We start from the raw sequence: 24321 nt of genomic DNA, 5'->3' as shown, positions 1-24321 counted from the left end.
TCTATGCTCCTGGGGCTTCACTCACTTGCCGCGTGATTCGGCCTTTTGGCCTCACCCCTCCGGGGCCAGCGCAAGCGCTGTTCAAAACGCAATGCGTTTTGTCCTGCAACGCGAATCATTTAGCGGAAAAATCCTGGGGCTGCCAACTGGCGGCCCTTTTACAAAGAAGGATAACTAAAATGACAGAAGCGATGAAGATTACCCTCTCTACCCAACCTGCCGACGCGCGCTGGGGAGAAAAAGCGACTTACAGCATTAATAATGATGGCATTACCCTGCATTTGAACGGGGCAGACGATCTGGGGCTGATCCAGCGTGCGGCGCGCAAGATTGACGGTCTGGGCATCAAGCATGTTCAGTTAAGCGGTGAAGACTGGGATGCGGATCGCTGCTGGGCATTCTGGCAAGGTTACAAAGCCCCGAAAGGCACACGTAAAGTGGAGTGGCCGGATCTGGACGATGCCCAACGGCAGGAACTGGATAACCGCCTGATGATCATCGACTGGGTGCGTGACACCATCAACGCACCGGCGGAAGAACTGGGGCCATCGCAACTGGCACAGCGTGCTGTTGATCTGATCAGCAATGTCGCGGGCGATCGTGTGACTTACCGGATCACCAAAGGCGAAGATCTGCGTGATCAAGGTTATATGGGGCTGCACACGGTCGGACGCGGTTCAGAACGTTCTCCGGTATTGCTGGCGCTGGATTACAACCCGACTGGCGATAAAGAAGCGCCAGTGTATGCGTGCCTGGTTGGTAAAGGCATCACCTTTGATTCCGGCGGCTACAGTATCAAACAGACCGCATTTATGGACTCGATGAAGTCGGACATGGGCGGCGCGGCAACGGTTACCGGGGCGCTGGCGTTTGCCATTACGCGCGGACTGAACAAGCGCGTGAAGCTGTTCCTCTGCTGTGCGGATAACCTGATCAGCGGCAACGCGTTCAAACTGGGCGATATTATTACCTATCGCAACGGTAAAAAAGTTGAAGTGATGAACACTGATGCCGAAGGGCGTCTGGTGCTGGCCGATGGCCTGATTGATGCCAGTGCGCAGAAACCGGAACTGATCATTGATGCGGCGACCCTCACCGGGGCGGCGAAAACTGCGCTGGGTAATGATTATCACGCGCTGTTCAGTTTTGACGATGCGCTTGCCGGTCGCTTGCTGGCGAGTGCCGCGCAGGAGAATGAACCGTTCTGGCGTCTGCCGCTGGCGGAGTTCCACCGCAGCCAGCTGCCGTCTAACTTTGCCGAACTGAACAATACCGGAAGCGCGGCGTACCCGGCAGGCGCGAGCACGGCGGCGGGCTTCCTGTCGCACTTTGTTGAGAACTATCAGCAAGGCTGGCTGCATATCGACTGCTCGGCGACTTACCGTAAAGCGCCGGTTGAACAGTGGTCTGCGGGTGCTACGGGACTTGGTGTGCGCACGATTGCTAATCTGTTAACGGCGTAAACTAATATGCCGGATGCGGCGTAAACGCCTTATCCGGCCTACAAATTGCGAAAATCCAATAGATTGCGACTCCCTTGTAGGCCTGATAAGCGTGGCGTATCAGGTACTTGTGCCCCGAACGTTGAATGAATTGTGGTTCTTATGTCCGAAACAAAAAATGAACTTGAAGACCTGCTGGAAAAAGCAGCAACCGAACCGGCGCACCGCCCGGCCTTTTTCCGTACTCTACTGGAATCCACCGTCTGGGTGCCTGGTACGGCGGCGCAGGGCGAGGCTGTGGTTGAAGATAGCGCGCTTGATTTACAGCACTGGGAAAAAGAAGACGGCACCAGCGTCATTCCTTTTTTCACCTCGTTAGAAGCACTTCAACAGGTGGTTGAAGACGAACAGGCATTTGTCGTAATGCCCGTTCGCACATTGTTTGAGATGACCCTTGGCGAAACGCTCTTCCTTAATGCCAAACTGCCAACCGGTAAAGAATTTATGCCGCGTGAAATCAGTTTGTTGATTGGTGAAGAAGGAAATCCGCTGAGCAGCCAGGAAGTACTGGAGGGCGGTGAATCGCTGATATTATCGGAAGTCGCAGAGCCACCAGCACAAATGATTGATTCACTCACCACCTTATTTAAAACTATTAAGCCGGTGAAGCGTGCTTTTATTTGTTCAATTAAAGAGAACGAAGAGGCACAGCCTAATTTACTTATTGGCATTGAAGCCGATGGTGATATCGAAGAAATTATTCAGGCGGCGGGAAGTGTAGCGACCGATACATTACCTGGCGATGAACCCATCGATATTTGTCAGGTGAAAAAAGGGGAAAAAGGAATTAGCCACTTTATTACCGAACATATTGCGCCATTCTATGAACGTCGCTGGGGTGGTTTTTTGCGTGACTTTAAACAGCATCGGATAATCTAAAATATGCCGCCCCAAAGGGCGGCATTCGGGCTTACTTGCTGCTCTGAAGTTTGTTAACCACCAGTAAATTGTTGCCGGAGAGACTCCGGTTATTATTTACCTCGGTTAACAGCGCACCAGAAACAATAAGTACGATACAAAAGCACCGTATCTTCATTGTGCGGTCCATGCGAAGACCGCATCACGACAGCACCACTGGCGATATTGCCGCGATAGCAAGCGCTGAGACGCGCTTGCTCTAACGGTCGCGGAACATCCTTTCCTTAAGCCAGCGCCCGCTTGCGAGACGGCGGAAAGGGCCGCAGTGGATAATACACTAACAGAACAATAATAACTCTCTTTTGCTTGACAAAAAGAGGGTTACTGGCGAGTATTGTCTCCGCTGAGACGCGCTTGCATTACTACGGTAATACAACCTGCTGGAAAGGCCGCGAACCGGACCAGCAACAAAAAACCGCCTGATTTTGGCGGTTTTTTGTTGTTTAAAGAAAGTGAAGTTACACGTTTAACTAATATCTTTTACCAGTTAGTATATTTTAATATTAAGCGGGATTTGTTTATATTTGTCTGAATTCGGACTGATAAGCCAAATGAATTCAAAATCTATCCTTTTTTATCTACTTGACATCGTTGATGCATAAAGCGAGTATTGAGTAGACGAGATACACTTGCAGTAATACAACCTGCTGGAAAGGCCGCGAACCAGACCAGCAATAAAAAACCGCCAAATTCGGCGGTTTTTTATTGCCTGTAAAAAGCTTATTTTACGGGCTCAACCGGTAAATCTGCTCGTGCGCCCCATTCACTCCATGCGCCGTCGTACAGTTTCACGTTTGGCACATCAAGTGTCGCGAGTGCCAATAAAACCACGGCTGCCGTTACACCAGAGCCGCAGCTGACGATAATCGGTTTGTCATAGCTGACGCCGCGACCAAAAAATATCGCATCCAGTTCATCGGTCGTTTTTAGTTCGCCTTCGCGCACCAGTTCCGTCCACGGAACGTTCAATGCACCGGGAATATGTCCGCGACGTAAACCTGGGCGAGGTTCATCAACTTCTGCGTTAAAACGTGCAGCCGGGCGGGCATCGATAATTTGCGCCGTATTTTCATGGCTTGCCAATAACACATCGGTGACTTTCACCACGGCTTCAGGATTAAACGCGGCGTTAAACTCTCCTTCCGGCAGTTCTACTGCGCCTTCTTCTAATAGCAGATCATCACGCTGCCAGCCTGCAAGTCCACCACCCAGAATCGACACTTTCTCTACACCAAAGGTGCGCAGCATCCACCATGCTCGTGGGGCTGAGAAAAGATTACCTTCGTCATAGACAATCAGGTGCTTATCCTGGTTAACGCCTAATTCACGCATCGCCACGGCGAACGTTTCCGGGCGCGGCAGCATGTGTGGAAGCGGGGAAGTGTGATCAGAAAGCGCTTCTATATCAAAAAACACTGCGCCGGGAATATGTCCATTCAGATACTCCTGAGCAACGTTACGATCTTCCTGTCCAGGCGACGCCATGCGGGCATCGATAATCTGAATTTCCGGGTCATCAATATGTTCGGCGAGCCAGTCGGCTCCTACAAACCATGTCGTGGACATAGGCATCTCCATTTTTGCCGGGGTTAGGCTAAATTGTCGGATGTTTAGTGAAAGGCGACAAGCAAAAGAGGCTGATTTGGCTGTCTGAGCCACAATTCTCACTAAAATTCGGATTGTATGGGCGTGATACTGAATTACATAACGTAAATTCTCACGCATAATAATTATTCGACGTTGCTAACGGGCCATTGTGGCAGGGATGAAAAATGAAAAAGTTACGCGTAGCCGCCTGCATGCTAATGCTGGCGCTGGCAGGGTGCGACAACAACGATAACGCGCCAACAGCGGTGAAAAAAGATGCGCCTTCTGAAGTTACTAAAGCGGCCTCTTCAGAAAACGTGAGTTCAGCAAAACTTTCCGCGCCGGAGCGACAAAAACTGGCCCAACAGAGTGCCGGTAAGGCGCTGACATTGCTGGATCTCTCTGAAGTTCAACTTGATGGCGCAGCCACGCTGGTGCTGACGTTCTCCATTCCTCTCGACCCGGATCAGGATTTCTCACGCGTTATCCATGTCGTCGATAAGAAAATCGGCAAAGTGGATGGTGCCTGGGAGCTGTCAGATAATCTTAAAGAGTTGCGTTTACGCCACCTCGAACCGAAACGTGATTTGATCGTTACTATTGGCAAGGAAGTCAAAGCACTCAACAACGCAACCTTCAGTAAAGATTATGAAAAAACTATAACTACCCGCGACATCCAACCCAGCGTCGGTTTTGCCAGCCGTGGTTCGCTGCTGCCTGGCAAAGTCGTTGAAGGGCTGCCGGTAATGGCGCTCAACGTTAATAATGTCGATGTTAACTTCTTCCGCGTTAAGCCAGAATCTCTGCCAGCATTCATTAGCCAATGGGAATACCGCAATTCGCTGGCGAACTGGCAGTCAGACAAACTGCTGCAGATGGCGGATCTGGTCTACACCGGACGGTTTGATCTCAATCCTGCGCGTAACACCCGTGAAAAATTATTGCTGCCGCTGGGCGATATCAAACCGCTTCAGCAGGCGGGCGTGTATCTGGCTGTGATGAATCAGGCTGGACGTTACGATTACAGTAATCCCGCGACGCTGTTTACGTTAAGTGATATCGGCGTTTCAGCTCACCGTTATCACAATCGTCTGGATATCTTTACCCAAAGTCTGGAAAACGGCGCGGCCCAGCAAGGAATTGAAGTCTCTTTATTAAATGAGAAAGGGCAGACTCTGACTCAGGCAACCAGTGACGCTCAGGGGCATGTGCAGCTGGAAAATGATAAAAACGCGGCATTACTGTTGGCGCGTAAAGACGGTCAGACAACGCTACTCGATTTAAAACTTCCGGCGCTGGACTTAGCAGAATTTAACATTGCTGGCGCGCCAGGCTATAGCAAACAGTTTTTCATGTTTGGCCCACGCGATCTTTATCGCCCAGGTGAAACGGTAATCCTCAATGGTTTGCTGCGTGATGCAGACGGTAAAGCGTTGCCCAATCAACCCATCAAGTTAGACGTGATTAAACCCGATGGGCAGGTACTCAGGAGCGTCGTTAGTCAGCCGGAGAATGGCCTCTACAACTTTACCTGGCCACTCGATAGCAATGCGGCAACCGGTATGTGGCATATTCGCGCTAACACGGGCGATAACCAGTATCGGATGTGGGATTTCCACGTCGAAGATTTTATGCCAGAGCGCATGGCGCTGAATCTGACCGGTGAGAAAACCCCGCTAACGCCGAAAGATGAAGTGAAATTCTCCGTGGTGGGATACTACCTGTACGGTGCGCCTGCTAATGGTAATACTTTGCAAGGGCAACTTTTCCTGCGCCCACTGCGTGAAGCTGTGTCAGCCTTACCTGGTTTTGAATTCGGCGATATAGCTGCCGAAAATCTTTCCCGCACGCTGGATGAAGTTCAGTTGACGCTGGATGATAAAGGGCGCGGCGAAGTTTCTACAGAAAGCCAGTGGAAGGAAACGCATTCCCCATTACAGGTTATTTTCCAGGGTAGTTTGCTGGAATCGGGCGGTCGCCCGGTGACGCGCCGCGCTGAGCAGGCTATCTGGCCTGCCGATGCATTGCCGGGGATCCGTCCGCAGTTCGCCTCGAAATCGGTTTACGATTATCGTACTGACAGCACGGTGAAACAGCCCATTGTTGATGAAGGCAGTAACGCCGCTTTTGACATCGTTTATAGCGATGCGCAAGGCGTGAAAAAAGCCGTGTCGGGCTTGCAGGTGCGCCTGATTCGCGAACGCCGCGATTACTACTGGAACTGGTCAGAAGATGAAGGCTGGCAGTCACAGTTTGATCAAAAAGATCTGATCGAAAATGAACAAACTCTGGATCTGAAAGCGGACGAAACCGGCAAGGTCAGTTTTCCGGTAGAGTGGGGCGCTTATCGTCTGGAAGTCAAAGCGCCGAATGAAGCGGTCAGTAGTGTTCGTTTCTGGGCTGGCTATAGCTGGCAGGACAACAGCGACGGGAGCGGTGCCGTGCGACCCGACCGTGTCACGCTGAAACTGGATAAAGCCAGTTATCGCCCTGGCGACACCATTAAGTTGCATATCGCCGCGCCAACGGCGGGTAAAGGTTATGCGATGGTCGAGTCCAGTGAAGGGCCGCTGTGGTGGCAAGAGATTGATGTTCGGGCTCAAGGGCTGGATCTGACGATTCCGGTCGATAAAACCTGGAATCGTCATGATCTGTATTTAAGTACGCTGGTGGTACGTCCTGGCGATAAATCTCGCTCCGCGACGCCAAAACGCGCGGTTGGTGTGTTGCATCTGCCGCTTGGCGATGAAAACCGTCGCCTCGATCTGGCGCTGGAAACACCAGCAAAAATGCGTCCCAATCAACCATTAACCGTGAAAATTAAAGCCAGCACTAAAAATGGCGAGAAGCCTAAACAGGTGAATGTGCTGGTGTCTGCCGTTGATAGTGGTGTGCTGAATATTACTGACTACGTCACGCCAGATCCGTGGCAGGCGTTCTTTGGTCAGAAACGCTATGGCGCAGACATTTACGATATTTACGGTCAGGTTATTGAAGGTCAGGGGCGTCTGGCAGCTCTGCGTTTCGGTGGCGATGGTGATGAGCTGAAACGTGGTGGTAAACCGCCGGTCAATCACGTCAATATTGTCGCGCAGCAGGCGCTGCCGGTAACGCTCAACGAACAGGGTGAAGGCTCGGTTACACTGCCGATTGGCGATTTTAACGGTGAATTGCGCGTCATGGCGCAAGCCTGGACGGCAGATGACTTCGGTAGCAACGAAAGGAAAGTGATAGTTGCCGCACCGGTGATTGCTGAACTGAACATGCCGCGTTTTATGGCGAGTGGCGATACCTCGCGCCTGACGCTGGATATCACTAATCTTACCGATAAACCGCAAAAACTAAACGTTGCCCTGACCGCCAGTGGTTTGCTTGAACTGGTCAGCGATTCACCCGCAGCCGTTGAATTAGCGCCAGGCGTACGTACTACGCTGTTTATCCCGGTGCGAGCATTGCAAGGTTATGGCGATGGAGAAATTCAGGCCTCCATTAGTGGGTTAGCGTTACCAGGTGAAACCGTTGCCGACCAGCATAAGCAGTGGAAAATCGGCGTCCGTCCAGCGTTCCCGGCACAAACGGTTAATTACGGTACGGCGTTGCAGCCTGGTGAAACCTGGGCGCTCCCGGCGGATGGATTGCAAAACTTCTCGCCTGTTACGCTGCAAGGTCAGCTATTGTTGAGCGGCAAACCACCGCTGAACATCGCACGTTATATCAAAGAGTTAAAAGCGTATCCGTACGGCTGTCTCGAGCAAACCGCCAGCGGCCTGTTCCCGTCACTTTATACCAACGCAGCCCAACTGCAGTCGTTGGGCATCAAAGGCGACAGTGATGAGAAACGCCGTGCATCGGTCGATATCGGTATTTCCCGTTTGCTGCAAATGCAACGTGATAACGGCGGCTTTGCGCTGTGGGATAAAAACGGTGACGAAGAGTACTGGCTGACGGCTTACGTGATGGATTTCCTGGTCCGCGCAGGCGAACAGGGTTACAGCGTGCCGACAGACGCCATTAACCGGGGTAATGAGCGTCTGCTGCGCTATTTACAAGATCCGGGCATGATGTCGATCCCGTACGCGGATAATCTCAAAGCCAGTAAATTCGCCGTACAGTCTTACGCTGCGCTGGTGTTGGCCCGTCAGCAAAAGGTACCGCTGGGTGCGCTGCGTGAAATCTGGGAGCATCGTGCAGATGCCGCTTCTGGTTTACCGCTGCTGCAACTTGGCGTTGCGCTGAAAACCATGGGTGATGCGACGCGTGGTGAAGAAGCAATTGCGTTGGCGCTGAAAACGCCGCGTAATAGTGATGAGCGGATATGGCTGGGTGATTACGGTAGTCCACTGCGCGACAACGCGTTGATGCTCTCCTTGCTGGAAGAAAATAAACTGCTACCCGATGAGCAGAACACTTTGCTGAACACGCTTTCGCAGCAGGCATTTGGTGAACGCTGGCTATCGACCCAGGAAAGTAACGCGTTGTTCCTGGCTGCCCGTACGGTTCAGGATTTACCCGGTAAATGGCAGGCGCAAACCTCTTTCTCAGCTGAGCCGCTGACAGGCGAGAAAGCGCAAAACAGTAATCTGAATAGCGATCAACTTGCTACCTTACAGGTGACCAACAGTGGCGATCAGCCGTTATGGCTGCGTGTGGATGCCAGCGGTTATCCTCAATCCGCACCTTTACCGGCGAACAATGTGCTGCAAATCGAGCGTCATATTCTTGGTACTGATGGTAAGAGCAAATCGCTGGACTCGTTACGTAGCGGCGATCTGGTGCTGGTCTGGTTGCAGGTAAAAGCCAGTAACAGCGTGCCGGATGCGTTAGTCGTGGATCTGCTGCCTGCGGGTCTGGAACTGGAAAACCAGAATCTGGCGAACGGTAGCGCCAGCCTGGAGCAAAGTGGTGGCGAAGTGCAGAACTTACTGAACCAGATGCAGCAGGCGAGTATTAAGCACATTGAGTTCCGTGACGATCGCTTTGTGGCGGCGGTTGCCGTTGATGAATACCAACCGGTAACGCTGGTGTATCTGGCGCGGGCGGTGACGCCGGGAACGTATCAGGTGCCGCAGCCTATGGTGGAATCGATGTATGTTCCCCAATGGCGGGCGACCGGCGCGGCTGAAGATTTGCTGATTGTCAGACCGTAAATGCCTCGCCAGTTAACAAAACGCGGCTGCTGGATAATGCTGGCAGCTGCGCCCTTTCTCCTTTTTCTTGCAGCGTGGGGAGCTGATAAACTCTGGCCTCTACCGCTGCATGAAGTCAATCCCGCACGCGTGGTTGTGGCGCAGGATGGGACGCCGCTCTGGCGCTTTGCCGATGCGGACGGCATCTGGCGTTATCCGGTAACAATCGAAGATGTTTCTCCACGTTACCTTGAAGCGCTGATCAATTATGAAGATCGCTGGTTCTGGAAGCATCCGGGGGTGAATCCATTCTCGGTGGCGCGCGCAGCATGGCAAGATCTCACTTCGGGAAGAGTTATTTCCGGTGGCAGCACGCTCACTATGCAGGTTGCTCGTCTGCTTGATCCTCACCCCAAAACATTTGGCGGCAAAATTCGCCAGCTCTGGCGCGCGTTGCAACTGGAGTGGCATCTGTCTAAGCGTGAAATTCTGACCTTGTATCTTAACCGCGCTCCGTTTGGCGGTACGTTGCAGGGGATCGGTGCGGCAAGTTGGGCTTATCTCGGAAAATCGCCTGCGAATTTAAGCTATTCCGAGGCGGCAATGCTGGCGGTTTTGCCGCAAGCTCCCAGCCGTCTTCGCCCGGATCGTTGGCCGGAGCGTGCCGAAGCCGCGCGTAATAAAGTGCTCGAACGGATGGCCGTGCAAGGTGTGTGGTCCCGTGAGCAGGTAAAAGAGTCAAGGGAAGAACCCATCTGGCTGGCACCCCGACAAATGCCGCAACTGGCACCGCTGTTTTCGCGCATGATGCTCGGTAAAAGCAAAAGCGACAAAATCGTTACGACGCTGGATGCCGGTCTTCAACGACGTCTGGAAGAACTGGCGCAAAACTGGAAAGGACGATTACCACCGCGCAGCTCACTGGCGATGATCGTGGTTGACCATACCGATATGCGTGTTCGCGGTTGGGTGGGATCGGTTGATCTCAACGATGATTCACGCTTTGGTCATGTTGATATGGTCAATGCGATCCGATCGCCAGGATCGGTGCTCAAACCGTTTGTTTACGGTCTGGCGCTGGATGAAGGCTTGATCCATCCGGCATCGCTGTTGCAAGACGTCCCCCGGCGCACCGGTGATTATCGACCAGGTAACTTTGACAGCGGTTTTCATGGCCCGATCAGCATGAGCGAGGCGCTGGTGCGCTCGCTGAATTTACCAGCTGTGCAGGTGCTGGAAGCCTATGGTCCGAAACGGTTTACGGCAAAGTTACGCAATGTTGGATTGCCGTTATATTTGCCCAACGGTGCTGCACCGAATCTTTCGCTCATTCTCGGCGGCGCTGGTGCAAAACTGGAAGATATGGCGGCAGCGTATACCGCGTTTGCTCGCCACGGCAAGGCAGGTAAATTGCGCTTACAGCCTGACGATCCGCTGCTTGAACGGCCTTTAATGTCGTCGGGGGCTGCGTGGATCATTCGCCGGATTATGGCTGATGAAGCGCAACCCTTGCCGGATGGTGCCTTGCCGCGCGTCGCCCCACTGGCATGGAAAACGGGCACCAGCTATGGCTATCGTGATGCCTGGGCGATTGGGGTTAACGCTCGCTATGTCATTGGGATCTGGACTGGCAGACCGGACGGCACGCCCGTTGTTGGTCAGTTTGGCTTTGCCAGCGCCGTACCATTGTTGAATCAGGTTAATAATATCTTACTGTCGCGCAGTGCGAATCTGCCGGAAGACCCACGTCCTGACTCTGTAAGTCGTGGCGTTATCTGCTGGCCGGGCGGACAGTCTTTGCCGGAAGGTGACGGTAACTGCCGCCGCCGCCTGGCAACCTGGCTGCTGGACGGGAGTCAGCCGCCAACTCTATTACTGCCGGAGCAGGAAGGCATTAATGGCATTCGTTTCCCCATCTGGCTGGATGAAAACGGCAAACGTGTTGCCGCTGATTGCCCTCAGGCGCGACAAGAAATGATAAATGTCTGGCCGCTACCGCTGGAACCCTGGTTGCCCGCATCAGAACGCCGCGCTGTGCGCTTACCACCGGCCTCGACAATTTGCCCGCCATACGGTCACGATGCACAACTCCCACTGCAGCTGACAGGTGTTCGCGATGGCGCGATTATTAAACGTTTACCGGGCGCAGCGGAAGCGACTTTGCCGTTGCAATCAAGTGGAGGGGCAGGTGAACGCTGGTGGTTTCTAAACGGCGAACCGTTAACTGAACGCGGGCGCAACGTGACCCTGCATTTGACGGATAAAGGCGATTATCAATTGCTGGTGATGGATGACGTGGGGCAAATCGCGACAGTGAAATTTGTCATGCAATAGTCTGTTTTGTCCCTGATTGTTGCTTAAACTAGGTTTATTTTAAAAAAATGTTACTTTCATCAATAGTCAACGGCCCTGTTGCTCATTATAATCCGCGCCATCTCGTACGCTGGTACAGACAACAACAGAACAATTTACAGAGGTAAAAATGGCTATTGAACGTACTTTTTCCATCATCAAACCGAACGCGGTAGCAAAAAACGTCATTGGTAATATCTTTGCGCGCTTTGAAGCTGCAGGGTTCAAAATTGTCGGCACCAAAATGCTGCACCTGACCGTTGAACAGGCTCGTGGCTTTTATGCTGAACACGATGGAAAACCGTTCTTTGATGGTCTGGTTGAATTCATGACTTCTGGCCCGATCGTTGTTTCCGTGCTGGAAGGTGAAAATGCTGTTCAGCGTCATCGCGATCTGCTGGGCGCGACCAATCCGGCAAATGCACTGGCCGGTACTCTGCGTGCTGATTACGCCGACAGCCTGACCGAAAATGGTACCCACGGTTCTGATTCCGTCGAATCTGCCGCTCGCGAAATCGCTTATTTCTTCGGCGAAGGCGAAGTGTGCCCGCGCACCCGTTAATAATTTCGTAAATGCCGCGTGCAAACGTGGCATCCGTGCGCCAGAATTTGTACAATGCAGCGCCCCCGGACGAGCAGCCGCTCACCGGGGCGTTTCTTTTTTCAACCCTCCAGGGGCCATAACGTGTAATAACGAGGCCGGAATAGCATATGTCTGAACAATTAGTCACACCTGAAAACGTCACCACGAAAGATGGAAAAATCAACCTGCTGGATCTCAACCGTCAGCAGATGCGGGAGTTTTTTAAAGATTTAGGTGAAAAACCCTTCCGCGCCGATCAGGTGATGAAGTGGATGTATCACTATTGCTGCGACAACTTTGATGAGATGACCGACATCAACAAAGTGTTGCGCGGCAAACTGAAAGAGGTGGCGGAGATCCGCGCACCGGAAGTGGTTGAAGAACAGCGTTCATCTGACGGCACCATTAAATGGGCAATTGCCGTTGGCGATCAGCGCGTCGAAACGGTGTATATCCCGGAAGACGACCGTGCCACGCTCTGCGTCTCTTCGCAGGTGGGGTGTGCGCTGGAGTGTAAATTCTGTTCCACCGCCCAGCAGGGCTTTAACCGCAACCTGCGGGTATCGGAAATTATCGGCCAGGTGTGGCGTGCAGCGAAAATCGTCGGCGCAGCAAAAGTCACCGGTCAGCGCCCAATCACTAACGTAGTGATGATGGGCATGGGCGAGCCGCTGCTCAACCTGAACAATGTCGTTCCGGCGATGGAAATCATGCTTGATGATTTCGGTTTTGGCCTGTCTAAACGTCGCGTGACGCTTTCCACTTCCGGTGTAGTTCCGGCGCTGGATAAACTGGGCGATATGATCGACGTTGCACTGGCAATTTCCCTGCACGCGCCGAACGACGAAATTCGTGACGAAATTGTGCCGATCAACAAAAAGTACAATATCGAAACGTTCCTTGCTGCGGTGCGCCGTTATCTGGAGAAATCCAACGCCAATCAGGGCCGAGTCACTATTGAATACGTGATGCTTGACCACGTTAACGACGGCACTGAACACGCGCACCAACTGGCGGAGCTACTGAAAGATACGCCGTGTAAGATCAACCTGATCCCGTGGAACCCGTTCCCTGGCGCGCCGTATGGACGCAGTTCGAACAGCCGTATCGACCGTTTCTCAAAAGTGCTGATGAGCTACGGTTTCACCACTATTGTGCGTAAAACTCGTGGTGATGATATCGATGCTGCCTGTGGTCAGTTGGCGGGCGATGTTATCGACCGTACGAAACGTACCCTGCGTAAACGGATGCAGGGTGAAGCCATCGATATTAAAGCGGTCTGATAGCCATTACGCCACGGTTACTTTATGTACCGTGGCGTAATCTTTTATGAATGAAGTATTAAGTTGCAATTGTCTGGTCAATATTAACGGTGCGTTTTTGCTGACTTTAAGGCAGTATGTAACGATGCAACAGTAAGTTAGCCTTAGTGAATGTGGGCTTTGTCACGAGCACACAGACGGTCTTATACTGTATGATAACGGTTAACTTAACGGATGTTTCGCGGTGTGGGTGAGCATGATGGTTCACCGGCATCTCAATTCTCATTTAAACGTACCTGCAGCGAATGAATACTGAAGCCACGCACGACCAAAATGAAGCACTTACTACCGGCGCTCGCCTGCGTAATGCTCGCGAACAACTAGGACTTAGTCAGCAGGCCGTTGCCGAGCGACTTTGCCTGAAGGTTTCCACGGTACGCGACATTGAAGAAGATAAGGCACCCGCCGATCTTGCTTCAACATTCCTGCGCGGATATATCCGCTCTTATGCGCGTCTGGTACATATTCCAGAAGAAGAACTGCTGCCAGGGCTGGAAAAGCAGGCTCCACTACGGGCTGCAAAAGTTGCGCCGATGCAGAGTTTTTCCCTCGGTAAACGCCGCAAAAAACGCGACGGCTGGCTGATGACCTTCACCTGGCTGGTGTTGTTTGTGGTTATCGGCCTGAGCGGTGCCTGGTGGTGGCAAGACCACAAAGCTCAGCAGGAAGAGATCACCACTATGGCCGATCAATCTTCGGCGGAACTGAGCAGTAATAGCGAGCAGGGGCAGAGTGTTCCGTTAAATACGTCGACAACTACAGACCCGGCTACAACGTCCACGCCGCCAGCGTCTGTGGATACTACCGCAACCAACACGCAAACACCTGCCGTAACTGCGCCAGCACCAGCTGTTGATCCGCAACAGAATGCGGTTGTTTCGCCTTCACAGGCAAATGTTGATACTGCTGCGACCCCGGCACCAACGGCAACAATAACGCCAGATGGTGCTGCGCCGTTGCCAACCGATCAGGCAGGCGTGACTACGCCGGCGGCTGATCCGAATGCGCTGGTGATGAACTTTACTGCCGATTGCTGGCTGGAGGTCACTGATGCTACCGGTAAAAAACTGTTTAGCGGGATGCAGCGTAAAGACGGTAATTTGAATTTAACCGGCCAGGCACCGTATAAACTGAAAATTGGTGCGCCAGCCGCAGTACAGATCCAGTATCAAGGGAAACCTGTCGATCTGAGTCGTTTTATCAGAACTAACCAGGTTGCGCGTCTGACCCTCAATGCCGAACAATCACCGGCGCAGTAACAGACGGGTAACGCGGGAGATTTTTCATGCATAACCAGGCTCCAATTCAACGTAGAAAATCAACACGTATTTACGTTGGGAATGTGCCGATTGGCGATGGTGCTCCCATCGCCGTACAGTCCATGACCAATACGCGTACGACAGACGTCGAAGCAACGGTCAATCAAATCAAGGCGCTGGAACGCGTTGGCGCTGATATCGTCCGTGTCTCCGTACCGACGATGGACGCGGCAGAAGCGTTCAAACTCATCAAACAGCGGGTTAACGTGCCGCTGGTGGCTGACATCCACTTCGACTATCGCATTGCGCTGAAAGTAGCGGAATACGGCGTCGATTGTCTGCGTATTAACCCTGGCAATATCGGTAATGAAGAGCGTATTCGCATGGTGGTTGACTGTGCGCGCGATAAAAACATTCCGATCCGTATTGGCGTTAACGCCGGATCGCTGGAAAAAGATCTGCAAGAAAAGTATGGCGAACCGACGCCGCAGGCGTTGCTGGAATCCGCCATGCGTCATGTTGATCATCTCGATCGCCTGAACTTCGATCAGTTCAAAGTCAGCGTGAAAGCGTCAGACGTCTTCCTCGCTGTTGAGTCTTATCGTTTGCTGGCAAAACAGATCGATCAGCCGCTGCATCTGGGGATCACCGAAGCGGGTGGTGCGCGCAGCGGGGCGGTTAAATCCGCCATTGGTTTAGGTCTGCTGCTGTCTGAAGGCATCGGCGACACGCTGCGCGTATCGCTGGCGGCCGATCCGGTTGAAGAGATCAAAGTCGGTTTCGATATTTTGAAATCGCTGCGTATCCGTTCGCGAGGGATCAACTTCATCGCCTGCCCGACCTGTTCGCGTCAGGAATTTGATGTTATCGGTACGGTTAACGCGCTGGAGCAACGCCTGGAAGATATCATCACTCCAATGGACGTTTCGATTATCGGCTGCGTGGTGAATGGCCCAGGTGAGGCGCTGGTTTCTACACTCGGCGTCACCGGCGGCAACAAGAAAAGCGGCCTCTATGAAGATGGCGTGCGCAAAGACCGTCTGGACAACAACGATATGATCGACCAGCTGGAAGCACGCATTCGTGCGAAAGCCAGTCAGCTGGACGAAGCGCGTCGAATTGACGTTCAGCAGGTTGAAAAATAATAACGTGATGGGAAGCGCCTCGCTTCCCGTGTATGATTGAACCCGCATGGCTCCCGAAACATTGAGGGAAGCGTTGAGGGTTCATTTTTATATTCAGAAAGAGAATAAACGTGGCAAAAAACATTCAAGCCATTCGCGGCATGAACGATTACCTGCCTGGCGAAACGGCCATCTGGCAGCGCATTGAAGGCACACTGAAAAACGTGCTCGGCAGCTACGGTTACAGTGAAATCCGCTTGCCGATTGTAGAGCAGACCCCGCTATTCAAACGTGCGATTGGTGAAGTCACCGACGTGGTTGAAAAAGAGATGTACACCTTTGAGGATCGCAATGGCGACAGCCTGACTCTGCGCCCTGAAGGGACGGCGGGCTGTGTACGCGCCGGCATCGAGCATGGTCTTCTGTACAATCAGGAACAGCGTCTGTGGTATATCGGGCCGATGTTCCGTCACGAGCGTCCGCAGAAAGGACGTTATCGTCAGTTCCATCAGTTGGGCTGCGAAGTTTTCGGTCTGCAAGGTCCGGATATCGACGCTGAACTGATTATGCTCACTGCCCGCTGGTGGCGCGCGCTGGGTATTTCCGAGCACGTAACACTTGAGCTGAACTCTATCGGTTCGCTGGAAGCTCGTGCGAATTACCGCGATGCGCTGGTGGCATTCCTTGAGCAGCATAAAGAAAAGCTGGACGAAGACTGCAAACGCCGCATGTACACTAACCCGCTGCGCGTGCTGGATTCAAAAAATCCGGAAGTGCAGGCGCTTCTCAACGACGCTCCGGCATTAGGCGATTATCTGGACGAGGAATCTCGTGAGCATTTTGCCGGTCTGTGCAAACTGCTTGAGAGCGCGGGGATCGCTTACACCGTCAACCAGCGTCTGGTGCGTGGCCTGGATTACTATAACCGTACCGTTTTCGAGTGGGTGACTAACAGCCTCGGTTCCCAGGGCACCGTGTGTGCAGGCGGTCGTTATGACGGTCTGGTGGAACAACTGGGTGGTCGTGCTACACCGGCTGTCGGTTTTGCGATGGGCCTCGAACGTCTTGTATTGTTAGTACAGGCCGTTAATCCGGAATTTAAAGCCGATCCTGTTGTCGATATATACCTGGTGGCTTCAGGTGCTGATACACAATCTGCGGCTATGGCATTAGCTGAGCGTCTGCGTGATGAATTACCGGGCGTGAAATTGATGACCAACCACGGCGGCGGCAACTTTAAGAAACAGTTTGCCCGTGCTGATAAATGGGGTGCCCGCGTTGCTGTGGTGCTGGGTGAGTCTGAAGTGGCTAACGGCACAGCAGTAGTGAAGGATTTGCGCTCTGGTGAGCAAACGGCAGTTGCGCAGGATAGCGTAGCCGCGCATTTGCGCACGTTACTGGGTTAAGGAAGGAGAAGGACAGCGTGGAAATTTACGAGAACGAAAACGACCAGGTAGAAGCGGTTAAACGCTTTTTTGCTGAAAATGGCAAAGCACTGGCTGTTGGGGTGATTTTGGGCGTTGGCGCACTAATTGGCTGGCGCTACTGGAACAGCCATCAGGTTGATTCTGCACGCTCCGCTTCTCTTGCCTATCAAAATGCGGTTACCGCAGTGAGCGAAGGCAAACCGGATAGCATCCCGGCGGCGGAAAAATTTGCTGCTGAAAATAAAAATACTTATGGTGCGCTGGCTTCTTTGGAACTTGCGCAGCAATTTGTTGACAAAAATGAACTAGAGAAAGCTGCCGCCCAGTTACAACAGGGGCTGGCAGACACGAGCGATGAAAATCTCAAGGCCGTGATAAATCTGCGTCTTGCTCGCGTTCAGGTACAGCTCAAGCAGGCTGATGCCGCGTTGAAAACCCTTGATACCATCAAAGGTGAAGGGTGGGCTGCCATTGTTGCCGACCTGCGTGGTGAAGCATTGCTGAGCAAAGGTGATAAGCAAGGTGCGCGTAGTGCATGGGAAGCAGGCGTGAAAAGCGATGTTACCCCGGCACTGAGCGAAATGATGCAGATGAAAATTAATAATTTGTCCATCTGAGAGGGACCCGATGCAATTGCGTAAATTACTGCTGCCAGGACTGCTTTCCGTTACCCTTTTAAGCGGCTGTTCGCTGTTTAACAGCGAAGAAGATGTGGTAAAGATGTCCCCATTGCCAACCGTTGAAAACCAGTTTACGCCGACCACGGCGTGGAGCACTTCCGTTGGTAGCGGCATTGGCAACTTCTATTCCAATCTTCATCCGGCACTGGCGGACAACGTTGTCTATGCAGCGGACCGCGCTGGTTTAGTAAAAGCGCTGAATGCGGATGATGGCAAAGAAATCTGGTCTGTCAGCCTGGCCGAGAAAGATGGCTGGTTCTCTAAAGAGCCTGCATTACTTTCTGGCGGTGTGACCGTGTCTGGGGGGCATGTCTACATTGGCAGCGAAAAGGCGCAGGTTTACGCGCTGAATACCAGCGATGGTACTGTGGCATGGCAAACTAAAGTCGCGGGTGAAGCACTTTCGCGTCCGGTGGTCAGCGACGGTCTGGTGTTAATCCACACCAGTAACGGTCAGTTACAAGCGCTGAACGAAGCTGACGGCGCTGTCAAATGGACAGTTAACCTCGATATGCCTTCGCTCTCTTTGCGTGGCGAGTCTGCGCCGGCAACGGCTTTTGGTGCGGCTGTCGTGGGTGGCGATAATGGTCGCGTCAGCGCAGTGCTGATGGAACAGGGCCAGATGATTTGGCAGCAGCGTATTTCCCAGGCGACCGGTTCAACCGAAATTGACCGTCTGAGCGATGTTGACACGACTCCCGTCGTTGTTAACGGCGTTGTTTTCGCGCTGGCCTATAATGGTAACCTGACGGCGCTTGATCTGCGCAGCGGTCAGATTATGTGGAAACGCGAACTGGGTTCGGTGAATGATTTCATCGTCGACGGCAACCGCATCTATCTGGTCGATCAAAATGACCGGGTGATGGCGTTGACCATTGATGGCGGCGTTACGCTGTGGACACAAAGCGATCTGCTGCATCGCCTGCTGACTTCTCCGGTGCTGTATAATGGCAACCTGGTGGTAGGTGACAGCGAAGGTTATCTGCACTGGATTAACGTCGAAGATGGTCGTTTCGTTGCCCAGCAAAAAGTTGATAGTTCCGGTTTCCAGACTGAACCGGTTGCCGCTGACGGCAAACTGCTGATCCAGGCAAAAGACGGAACCGTGTACTCTATTACACGTTAATCGTCTCTGTCGTTCACTTTGAAAACGGCTCCTGGACAGGGGCCGTTTTCCTGTTTTTAACAACGACACGAATATAGCGTGCGTTGTCTGATGATTTATAAAAATGAGGCTTTAAACATGGTACCTGTGGTCGCGCTTGTCGGGCGCCCTAACGTAGGAAAATCCACGTTATTTAACCGTCTAACTCGCACCCGAGATGCGCTGGTTGCGGATTTCCCGGGTCTGACTCGTGACCGTAAGTACGGTCGTGCAGAAATTGAAGGCCGCGAGTTTATTTGTATTGATACTGGCGGGATTGATGGCACCGAAGACGGTGTAGAGACACGTATGGCGGAACAATCGCTGCTGGCGATTGAAGAAGCGGACGTCGTACTGTTTATGGTGGATGCGCGCGCGGGCCTGATGCCTGCGGATGAAGCTATTGCCAAACATCTGCGCTCCCGTGAAAAACCGACCTTCCTGGTGGCAAACAAAACTGACGGTCTGGATCCCGATCAGGCGGTGGTTGATTTCTACTCGCTTGGTTTAGGGGAAATCTACCCGATCGCCGCGTCTCACGGTCGTGGTGTATTAAGTCTGCTGGAGCACGTGCTGCTGCCGTGGATGGAAGATCTCGCACCGCAAGAAGAAGTCGACGAAGACGCTGAATACTGGGCGCAATTTGAAGCAGAAGAAAACGGCGAAGAAGAAGAGGAAGATGACTTCGACCCGCAAAGTCTGCCAATCAAACTGGCGATTGTGGGTCGTCCGAACGTAGGTAAGTCTACACTCACGAACCGTATTCTTGGTGAAGAGCGCGTTGTTGTTTACGACATGCCTGGCACGACGCGTGACAGCATCTACATTCCAATGGAACGCGATGGACGTGAGTATGTGCTCATTGACACCGCTGGCGTACGTAAACGCGGCAAAATCACCGATGCTGTAGAGAAATTCTCGGTAATCAAAACGTTGCAGGCCATTGAAGATGCCAACGTGGTGATGTTAGTGATTGATGCGCGCGAAGGTATTTCCGATCAGGATCTCTCCCTGCTGGGCTTTATTCTCAATAGTGGGCGCTCACTTGTCATTGTGGTGAATAAGTGGGATGGCCTGAGCCAGGAAGTGAAAGAGCAGGTGAAAGAAACGCTGGACTTTCGTCTGGGCTTTATCGATTTTGCTCGTGTGCATTTTATCTCAGCCTTGCACGGCAGTGGTGTTGGTAATCTGTTTGAATCAGTACGTGAAGCGTATGACAGCTCCACCCGTCGTGTGGGGACCTCTATGCTGACGCGCATCATGACGATGGCTGTTGAAGATCACCAACCGCCGTTGGTACGCGGTCGTCGTGTGAAGCTGAAATATGCCCACGCTGGTGGTTATAACCCGCCGATTGTGGTGATTCACGGTAACCAGGTGAAAGACCTGCCTGATTCCTACAAGCGTTACTTGATGAACTACTTCCGCAAATCGCTGGACGTAATGGGATCGCCGATTCGTATTCAGTTCAAAGAAGGGGAAAACCCGTATGCGAACAAGCGTAATACCCTGACGCCAACCCAGATGCGCAAGCGTAAGCGCCTGATGAAGCATATCAAGAAAAGTAAGTAATCACTTATCTGGTTTCCCTTTCCACACGGAAAGGGAAACCGAATAACACGCGAGGAGTATTTATGGCACTCAACTGTCCAACCTGCAAAACCCCTCTCGAACGCAATGGCGAGACTGCCCACTGTGCAACTTGCGACAAAGACTTTACCATCCAGGCACTTTGCCCTGAGTGTCATCAGCCGTTACAAGTGTTAAAAGCTTGTGGTGCTGTGGACTATTTTTGCCAACATGGGCACGGTTTAATATCTAAAAAACGCGTTGAATTTGTTATTGCTTAATATCATGTGAATATATTGTTTTATCATTTATATTTAATATGTGAATGGTAAAACAATCTGTTATTAGTGGAATAACTAATGTAATTGAGTGAAATCACTAATTTAAATAATTAAGAATATATTTATTCTTTATGACATGCCTTTCTGAATAATCAGGGATACAATATTAAAGCTTATTTTTGACTGTATCATTGTCACAGGGAAAGTGCATGCTGCGATGGAAACGCTGTATTATTCTAACATTTATCTCTGGTGCTGCTTTCGCGGCACCAGAGATAAATGTTAAGCAAAACGAATCGTTACCTGATTTAGGTAGCCAGGCAGCACAGCGGGATGAACAAACCAACAAGGGTAAATCGCTGAAAGAGCGCGGAGCCGATTACGTCATCAACTCCGCCACGCAAGGGTTTGAAAACTTGACCCCTGAGGCGCTGGAATCTCAGGCCAGAAGCTATCTGCAAAGTCAAATCATCTCAACCGCACAATCTTATATTGAAGACACTCTCTCTCCCTACGGTAAGGTCCGTTCGAACCTCTCCATTGGCCAGGGCGGCGATCTGGATGGCAGTTCCATCGATTATTTTGTTCCCTGGTACGATAATCAAACCACTGTTTATTTCAGTCAATTTTCTGCGCAACGAAAAGAAGATCGTACAATCGGGAATATTGGTCTTGGGGTAAGACATAATTTTGATGAATGGTTATTGGGCGGAAATATATTTTATGATTATGATTTTACCCGAGGACATCGCCGTTTAGGTTTAGGCGGCGAAGCGTGGACTGATTATTTAAAATTCTCTGGCAACTATTATCATCCGCTTTCTGACTGGAAAGACTCTGAAGATTTCGACTTTTATGAAGAACGCCCTGCGCGCGGCTGGGATATTCGTGCCGAAGCCTGGTTACCTTCTTATCCGCAACTGGGGGGCAAAGTTGTCTTCGAGCAATATTACGGCGATGAAGTCGCCCTTTTTGGTACGGATAATTTGGAGAAAGATCCCTACGCGGTAACACTTGGACTGAATTATCAACCGGTGCCATTACTAACCGTTGGGGCGGACTATAAAGCGGGGACCGGAGATAACAGCGATGTCAGCATTAATGCCACTCTTAATTATCAGTTCGGCGTTCCGCTAAAAGATCAATTGGATAGCGATAAAGTGAAAGCGGCTCACTCGTTGATGGGCAGTCGTCATGATTTTGTTGAGCGTAATAACTTTATTGTTCTGGAATACAAAGAAAAAGATCCGCTTGATGTCACCCTGTGGTTAAAAGCGGATGCCACCAACGAGCACCCTGAGTGCGTCATTAAGGACACTCCCGAAGCGGCCGTCGGGCTGGAAAAATGTAAGTGGACCATTAACGCGCTTATCAACCACCACTACAAAATTGTCGCTGCGTCATGGCAGGCGAAAAACAATGCTGCCCGCACGTTGGTTATGCCGGTTATCAAAGAGAATACCCTGACAGAGGGTAACAATAACCACTGGAACCTGGTGCTGCCCGCCTGGCAGTACAGCTCTGACAAAGCCGAACAAGAAAAACTCAATACCTGGCGAGTACGTCTGGCACTGGAAGATGAAAAGGGCAACCGACAGAACTCTGGCGTGGTGGAAATCACCGTTCAGCAGGACCGTAAAATAGAGTTGATTGTTAATAACATCGCGAACGTGCCGGAAGAGAACAACCACAGCCACGAAGCCAGCGCTCAGGCAGATGGCGTTGATGGTGTGGTGATGGATCTCGATGTAACCGACAGCTTTGGCGATAACACCGACCGCAATGGCGATGCGCTGCCGGAAGATAACCTCACGCCGCAGCTTTACGACGCGCAGGACAAACGAGTGACGTTAACCAACAAGCCTTGCTCGACCGACAACCCCTGCGTTTTTATCGCTAAACAAGATAAAGAAAAGGGCACTGTCACCCTCTCCAGTACCTTACCCGGCACCTATCGCTGGAAAGCAAAAGCTGCGCCCTACGACGACAGTAACTATGTGGATGTCACTTTCCTCGGGGCAGAAATTGGTGGGCTAAATGCATTTATCTATCGTGTGGGGGCAGCTAAACCCAGCAACCTGATAGGTAAAGATAAAGAACCGCTGCCGCTCAACAACACTTATCGATTTGTTTTGTGGCGTGACAGCAATAAAGACGGTGTCTTCCAGCAGGTCGAAAAACTGACTGACGAAGAGATGGCGCAGTACGACTACAAGTGGGAATTTACCGGCAAGAGCATCAATGGTGAAGTGGGTGCACAGGCGAACACTTCCAATGAGGACATTGTGATTCCGGCCACTAACCGCGAAGCAGCGCAAACCTATGGCGCACAAGCGGGAGATGGCTTGCAGGGATACGGTTTACGCGTGCTGTATACCAAAAAATAAGATTGGCGTAAGGCCAGTCGGCCAGTCGGCCAGTCGCTGAAGGTTCATTAAGGAGAGCATCAATGAAGCAGGATAAAAGACGCGGTCTGACCCGGATCGCATTGGCGCTGGCACTGGCAGGTTATTGTGTGGCACCTGTGGCGCTGGCGGAAGAAAGCGCCTGGGTCGACAGCGGCGAAACCAATATTTTCCAGGGAACCATTCCGTGGCTCTATTCGGAAGGGGGAAGCGCTACGACAGATGCCGACCATGTAACGTTGACTTCTGATCTAAAAGGCGCTCGCCCGACAGGCAGTGAAACGGACAAGCGTCTTTACTCGGGTGATAAATTAACCGTAAGTTGGGAAATTGGTGATACCGAAGGCGACGTGGATCTTGGGGTATTGGGCGATAACGCGAAAACTATCGATACTATCCGCTGGATGAGCTACAAGGACGCTCAGGGTAACGATCCAAAAGAGCTGGCAACGAAGGTGACCAGTTACACTCTTACCGATGACGACCGTGGTCGTTATATCGGTATTGAAATTACGCCAACCACGCAGACCGGTACGCCAAACGTCGGGACTGCGCTGCATCTTTATGACGTTTCTACTGCCGACGGCGGCGGAAGCGACAGCGATAACGTTGCGCCAGGGCCGGTGGTTAACCAGAACCTGAAAGTCGCCATCTTTGTTGATGGTACCAGTATCAACCTTATCAACGGCAGCACGCCAATCGAACTTGGCAAAACCTACGTGGCCAAACTGTACTCGGATGAGAACAAAAACGGCAAGTTTGATGCGGGTACCGATGCTGACGTTACCGCCAATTATGACTTCCGTTGGGTACTTTCTGGCAGCAGCCAGCAGCTCGGCACTTCGGGTGGTATCGTTAACTCAAGCTTCGATAATAACAATCTGGCCATCCCTGCGACCAACGACGAGGCCAGAACCAACCTTAACGGTCCTGCGCGCGATGGTAAAGAGGCTCTTACCATTCCGACAAACGGCGACGGGGTACAGGGTTACAAACTTCACATTATTTACAAACACAAATAACGCGTACTCAGCAGCATTCC

At 51.9% G+C, this 24321-nt stretch carries 17 protein-coding genes; 15 read left to right on the top strand and 2 right to left on the bottom strand.

The genetic code is table 11. The annotated features are described in order from the left end of the window. The first annotated feature begins 179 nt into the window (after positions 1–179). Both pepB and sseB read left to right on the top strand, forming a co-directional pair. A complete protein-coding gene (pepB, locus tag ACJHYR_RS08170) occupies positions 180–1463 on the top strand; it encodes an aminopeptidase PepB (RefSeq protein WP_000133560.1) in 1284 nt (427 codons plus the stop codon). Between the two features lie 141 nt (positions 1464–1604). Beyond that, positions 1605–2381: an enhanced serine sensitivity protein SseB gene (sseB, locus tag ACJHYR_RS08165; RefSeq protein WP_001306288.1), complete on the top strand. Its 777-nt coding sequence runs from the start codon at positions 1605–1607 to the stop codon at positions 2379–2381. A gap of 31 nt (positions 2382–2412) precedes the next feature. Here sseB and timP read toward each other — a convergent pair whose 3' ends face one another. Together timP and sseA are read right to left on the bottom strand one after the other, a co-directional pair. Next, on the bottom strand, positions 2413–2538 hold the full coding sequence (gene timP / locus ACJHYR_RS08160) for a small toxic inner membrane protein TimP (protein WP_242880333.1): 126 nt from the start codon (positions 2536–2538) through the stop codon (positions 2413–2415). 602 nt (positions 2539–3140) lie between these two features. Then, entirely contained in the window at positions 3141–3986 is an 846-nt protein-coding gene (gene sseA, locus ACJHYR_RS08155; protein WP_000108626.1) for a 3-mercaptopyruvate sulfurtransferase, read from the bottom strand. Between the two features lie 206 nt (positions 3987–4192). Between sseA and yfhM the strand changes: the two genes are divergently transcribed. The 13 genes from yfhM to ACJHYR_RS08090 all read left to right on the top strand — a co-directional run bounded on the left by yfhM (position 4193) and on the right by ACJHYR_RS08090 (position 24301). Next, positions 4193–9154: an alpha2-macroglobulin gene (gene yfhM, locus ACJHYR_RS08150; protein WP_072837398.1), complete on the top strand. Its 4962-nt coding sequence runs from the start codon at positions 4193–4195 to the stop codon at positions 9152–9154. Continuing rightward, positions 9155–11467 (top strand): peptidoglycan glycosyltransferase PbpC, encoded by a 2313-nt coding sequence (gene pbpC, locus ACJHYR_RS08145; RefSeq protein WP_001137960.1) that lies wholly within the window; start codon positions 9155–9157, stop codon positions 11465–11467. A gap of 148 nt (positions 11468–11615) precedes the next feature. Continuing rightward, positions 11616–12047, top strand: coding sequence for a nucleoside-diphosphate kinase (gene ndk, locus ACJHYR_RS08140; RefSeq protein ID WP_000963837.1), 432 nt, complete (start codon positions 11616–11618; stop codon positions 12045–12047). 149 nt (positions 12048–12196) lie between these two features. Then, positions 12197–13351 (top strand): bifunctional tRNA (adenosine(37)-C2)-methyltransferase TrmG/ribosomal RNA large subunit methyltransferase RlmN, encoded by a 1155-nt coding sequence (locus ACJHYR_RS08135; RefSeq protein WP_000003317.1) that lies wholly within the window; start codon positions 12197–12199, stop codon positions 13349–13351. Between the two features lie 284 nt (positions 13352–13635). Next, the gene (gene rodZ, locus ACJHYR_RS08130; protein WP_001090848.1) at positions 13636–14649 is read left to right on the top strand and encodes a cytoskeleton protein RodZ; all 1014 of its coding nucleotides are present in this window, start codon (positions 13636–13638) and stop codon (positions 14647–14649) included. Positions 14650–14675: 26 nt separating this feature from the next. Then, complete coding sequence (ispG, locus tag ACJHYR_RS08125) at positions 14676–15794, top strand: flavodoxin-dependent (E)-4-hydroxy-3-methylbut-2-enyl-diphosphate synthase (protein ID WP_000551818.1); 1119 nt, start codon at positions 14676–14678, stop codon at positions 15792–15794. Between the two features lie 110 nt (positions 15795–15904). Beyond that, entirely contained in the window at positions 15905–17179 is a 1275-nt protein-coding gene (gene hisS / locus ACJHYR_RS08120; RefSeq protein WP_001107167.1) for a histidine--tRNA ligase, read from the top strand. Positions 17180–17196: 17 nt separating this feature from the next. After that, positions 17197–17817 carry an ancillary SecYEG translocon subunit YfgM gene (gene yfgM / locus ACJHYR_RS08115; protein ID WP_000409205.1) on the top strand — a complete coding sequence of 207 codons (621 nt, stop codon included), beginning with the start codon at positions 17197–17199 and terminating at the stop codon, positions 17815–17817. Positions 17818–17827: 10 nt separating this feature from the next. Further along, complete coding sequence (bamB, locus tag ACJHYR_RS08110) at positions 17828–19006, top strand: outer membrane protein assembly factor BamB (RefSeq protein WP_001177048.1); 1179 nt, start codon at positions 17828–17830, stop codon at positions 19004–19006. Positions 19007–19123: 117 nt separating this feature from the next. Then, positions 19124–20596: a ribosome biogenesis GTPase Der gene (gene der / locus ACJHYR_RS08105; RefSeq protein ID WP_001309661.1), complete on the top strand. Its 1473-nt coding sequence runs from the start codon at positions 19124–19126 to the stop codon at positions 20594–20596. A gap of 62 nt (positions 20597–20658) precedes the next feature. Further along, the gene (locus tag ACJHYR_RS08100) at positions 20659–20874 is read left to right on the top strand and encodes a zinc ribbon domain-containing protein (protein ID WP_059328285.1); all 216 of its coding nucleotides are present in this window, start codon (positions 20659–20661) and stop codon (positions 20872–20874) included. Positions 20875–21083: 209 nt separating this feature from the next. Next, positions 21084–23261, top strand: coding sequence for an intimin-like inverse autotransporter SinH (gene sinH / locus ACJHYR_RS08095; protein ID WP_021564498.1), 2178 nt, complete (start codon positions 21084–21086; stop codon positions 23259–23261). Positions 23262–23323: 62 nt separating this feature from the next. Next, complete coding sequence (locus ACJHYR_RS08090) at positions 23324–24301, top strand: SinI family autotransporter-associated protein (protein WP_000806623.1); 978 nt, start codon at positions 23324–23326, stop codon at positions 24299–24301. The last annotated feature ends 20 nt before the right edge of the window (positions 24302–24321 follow it).

This window comes from Escherichia sp. WS1450 (genome assembly GCF_046487395.1).
Taxonomy (GTDB): Bacteria; Pseudomonadota; Gammaproteobacteria; order Enterobacterales; family Enterobacteriaceae; genus Escherichia; species Escherichia coli.
The sequence above is the reverse complement of the archived record's forward strand: the minus strand, read 5'-3'. Positions and strand labels throughout refer to the sequence as shown.